The organism is Pseudomonas sp. K5002 (genome assembly GCF_013386655.1).
Classification (GTDB): Bacteria; Pseudomonadota; Gammaproteobacteria; order Pseudomonadales; family Pseudomonadaceae; genus Aquipseudomonas.
Genome location: NZ_JACARK010000848.1, coordinates 1 through 3935, shown reverse-complemented (window position 1 = coordinate 3935; position 3935 = coordinate 1). Strand labels below are relative to the sequence as shown.

The 3935-nt window shown below is 61.8% G+C and carries 3 protein-coding genes and 1 pseudogene; 3 read left to right on the top strand and 1 reads right to left on the bottom strand.

Features of this window, described 5'->3' with window-relative positions:
* The 3 genes from HX846_RS29850 to HX846_RS29840 all read left to right on the top strand — a co-directional run.
* On the top strand, positions 1–414 hold a 414-nt coding region (locus tag HX846_RS29850), incomplete at its 5' end, for an MFS transporter (RefSeq protein WP_178966756.1).
* A gap of 162 nt (positions 415–576) precedes the next feature.
* A complete protein-coding gene (locus HX846_RS29845) occupies positions 577–2166 on the top strand; it encodes an ABC-F family ATPase (protein ID WP_008436174.1) in 1590 nt (529 codons plus the stop codon).
* A 347-nt stretch (positions 2167–2513) separates the two neighbouring features.
* Complete coding sequence (locus HX846_RS29840) at positions 2514–3698, top strand: MFS transporter (protein ID WP_003215370.1); 1185 nt, start codon at positions 2514–2516, stop codon at positions 3696–3698.
* Here HX846_RS29840 and HX846_RS29835 read toward each other — a convergent pair.
* A pseudogene (locus HX846_RS29835) lies at positions 3692–3935 on the bottom strand (dienelactone hydrolase); the annotation flags it as partial. The gene HX846_RS29840 and the pseudogene HX846_RS29835 overlap by 7 nt on opposite strands.

Sequence of the window (3935 nt, the reverse complement as noted above, 5' to 3'; positions counted from 1 at the left end):
GGCGTGAAGGCCGACGTGTGGGGGCGCAAGCCGTTGCTGCTCGCCGGTTTCATGATCCTGCCGCTGCGGGGCGTGTTGTATACGCTGTCCAGTGATCCTTATTGGCTGGTGGCAGTGCAGATGCTTGACGGGGTCGGCGCCGGGGTGTTCGGCGCGCTGTTTCCGGTGATAGTCAAAGACCTCACCCAGGGCACCGGACGCTTCAATGTCAGCCTGGGCGCGCTGTCCACGGCATTCGGCCTCGGCGCGGCCTTGAGCAGCAGCCTGGCAGGTTTTGTCGTGCAGTGGGCGGGTTACAACGCCGCGTTCCTGACCCTGGCCGGCGTGGCGGCCGTCGCATTGGGGCTGGTGTGGGTGGCAATGCCGGAGACTCGGGCGAATCCATCCGTGCAGCGCCATACAACTCCCGCCTGACATATGCGACAATGCGCGCCAAATTCCAACATGCACCCATTTTTCTGCTCAGCGACTGGGCCCCAAGCCTTGATGTCGCTGCCGACGTATGCCCGTTGGCCTGGGCCACAAAATGGGCCCGGCTCAAATTAGCGCACTCCAAGCTATTGATAGGTAAAGTAATTGATCTCCACAGCTAACATCACCATGCAGTTCGGCGCCAAGCCGCTATTTGAGAACGTTTCGGTCAAGTTCGGCGCAGGCAACCGTTATGGCCTGATCGGTGCCAACGGTTGCGGCAAGTCGACTTTCATGAAAATCCTCGGTGGCGACCTCGACCCGTCGGGCGGCCAGGTCATGCTGGAGCCGAACGTGCGCCTGGGTAAACTGCGCCAGGACCAGTTCGCCTACGAAGAATTCACCGTACTCGACACCGTGATCATGGGTCACGAAGAGCTGTGGAAGGTCAAGGCCGAGCGCGACCGCATCTACTCGCTGCCGGAGATGACCGAAGACGACGGCATGGCCGTGGCCGAGCTGGAAACCGACTTCGCCGAGATGGACGGCTACACCGCCGAATCCCGCGCCGGTGAGTTGCTGCTGGGCCTGGGTATCGGCATCGAGCAGCACAACGGCCCGATGAGTGAAGTGTCACCAGGCTGGAAGCTGCGTGTATTGCTGGCCCAGGCGCTGTTTTCCGATCCGGAAGTGTTGCTGCTCGACGAGCCAACCAACCACCTGGACATCAACACCATCCGCTGGCTGGAAAACATCCTGACCCAGCGTAACAGCCTGATGATCATCATCTCTCACGACCGTCACTTCCTGAACAGCGTCTGCACCCACATGGCCGACCTGGACTACGGCGAGCTGCGCCTGTTCCCGGGCAACTACGACGAATACATGACCGTGGCGACCCAGTCCCGCGAGCAGTTGCTGTCGGACAACGCCAAGAAGAAAGCGCAGATCTCCGAGCTGCAATCCTTCGTCAGCCGCTTCTCGGCCAACGCCTCGAAAGCCAAGCAGGCCACTTCCCGTGCCAAGGCGATCGACAAGATCCAGCTGGCCGAAGTCAAGCCATCGAGCCGCGTCAGCCCGTTCATCCGCTTCGACCAGACCAAGAAGCTCCACCGCCAGGCGGTCATCGTCGATCGCATGGCCAAGGGCTTTGACGGCAAGACGCTGTTCAAGGACTTCAGCTTCCAGGTTGAAGCCGGCGAGCGCGTGGCGATCATTGGCCCGAACGGTATCGGCAAGACCACCCTGCTGCGTACCCTGGTCAACGAACTGACCCCGGATGCCGGTACGGTCAAGTGGACCGACGCGGCTGAACTGGGCTATTACGCCCAGGACCATGCTTCGGACTTCGAAGACGAGTCCAACCTGTTCGACTGGATGGGCCGCTGGACCAAGGAAGGCGAGCAAGTGGTTCGCGGTACCCTGGGCCGCATGCTGTTCTCCAACGACGAGATCCTGAAGTCGGTGAAGGTGATTTCCGGTGGCGAGCAAGGTCGCATGCTGTTCGGCAAGCTGATCCTGCAAAAGCCGAACGTGCTGATCATGGACGAGCCGACCAACCACTTGGACATGGAGTCCATCGAGGCGCTGAACCTGGCGTTGGAGAACTACCCGGGTACGCTGATCTTTGTCAGCCATGACCGGGAGTTTGTGTCGTCCCTGGCCACCCGCATCATCGAGCTGAGCCCGAGTGGGGTGATCGACTTCAGCGGGACTTATGACGATTACCTGCGTAGTCAGGGTGTGGTTTTCTAAGAGCCGCCGGTAGTTTGAAATGCGAAAGCCCCGTCCAGTGTGATGGGGCTTTTTTTTGGGATATGGCTCTGCTTTTCTGTGGGAGCCGTCGAGCTTTAGCGAGGCCGCGATAGCGGTGTGCCAGGCAACATCTTTATTGACCATGCCGCCGCCTTCGCAGCCTCGCTAAAGCTCGACAGCTCCCACACTTTACCGCGTCCGCTTTAGTCGTCCCGGGCCAGGGAGGCCCCATGGATCCAAAGCCGGATAGGCACGGGCCGCAATATCATCAAATATAGTTAGCCTGCTTCCTTTTACCCCAAGCCCTTGCCATGATGCCCTCACCGCCCGCCCGCGAACGAGTCCCCATGCCTGCCACACAGCCCGCCACCCCCAGCTCCTTGTCGATCACCCTGCAGATCGTCTCCATCGTTTTCTACACGTTTATCGCGTTTATCTGTATCGGCCTGCCGATTGCCGTCATCCCCGGCTATGTCCACGGTGAGCTGGGTTTCAGCGCGGTGGTCGCCGGGATAACCATCGGCTCGCAATACCTGGCCACGCTGCTCAGCCGCCCCATGGCGGGGCGCATGTCGGACAACGTCGGCACCAAGCGCGCTATCGTGCTGGGCCTGAGCGGGATTCTGCTGAGCGGGGTGCTGACGTTCATCGCCACGCTGCTGCAAAGCTTGCCGTTGCTGAGCCTCGGCATATTGATTGTCGGCCGGCTGTTACTCGGCGTCGCGCAGGGCCTGATCGGCGTCGGCACCATCAGTTGGTGCATGGGCGCGGTCGGTGCCGAACATACGGCACGATCGATCTCGTGGAACGGCATCGCCTCCTACGGTGCGATTGCCATTGGTGCCCCACTTGGGGTGGTGATGGTTGCCGACTACGGCTACACCAGCCTCGGAATCGCCCTCACGATACTTTCCGCCCTGGGCCTGTTGCTGATTCGCAACAAACCTTCGGTGCCCGTGGTGCGCGGCGAGCGGCTGCCCTTCTGGGCGGTATTCGGGCGTATCGCGCCGTTCGGCGCCAGCCTGTGTCTGGCATCGATTGGCTACGGCACCCTCACCACGTTTATCACCCTCTACTACTTGAGCCGTGGCTGGACGGGCGCAGCCTGGTGCCTGACGGTATTTGGCGTGTGTTTCATCCTGTCACGGCTGGTGTTTATCTCTGCCATCAACCGCTTCGGCGGCTTCACCGCGGCGATTGCCTGCATGACCATCGAAACCCTGGGCCTGACGCTGCTGTGGCTGGCACCGTCCACCGGCGTGGCCTTGATCGGCGCCGGGCTGACCGGCTTTGGTTTGTCGCTGGTGTACCCGGCGCTGGGCGTGGAGGCGATCAAGCAGGTGCCCAACAGCAGCCGGGGCGCCGGGTTGAGTGCATATGCGGTGTTTTTTGACCTGGCGCTGGCCATTGCCGGGCCGGTGATGGGTGCGGTGGCGCTGAACCTGGGCTACTCGTGGATCTTCTTCTGCGCCGCCCTGCTCTCGGTCACCGGCCTGGGCCTGACGTTGCTGCTCAAGCGCCGCGCTTACTGATCAGCCGTCTGCAAGCCCGCCCGGGTGGATTGCCCGAGGGTGTGATTAAAGAACCGCCCGGCCTCGGAAATCAGGTCGCGGTGGATGCTTTCACGGTCAACCCCGTCAGCATCGGTGCACATGGCGGGCATCGCGGCCAGTTGGCTCTCGTCGCAAGGCGCCATGAACACAAAGTGCCCTGCCCCGGCCAGCAGCTTGAAGTCCGGCGGCTCCGGCAGTTTGCGCGCCAGGGCCTCG

Bases quoted from the DNA above. Each gene is read 5' to 3' on its own strand.
- HX846_RS29840 (WP_003215370.1), top strand. From the start codon at position 2,514: ATGCCTGCCACACAGCCCGCCACCCCCAGCTCCTTGTCGATCACCCTG.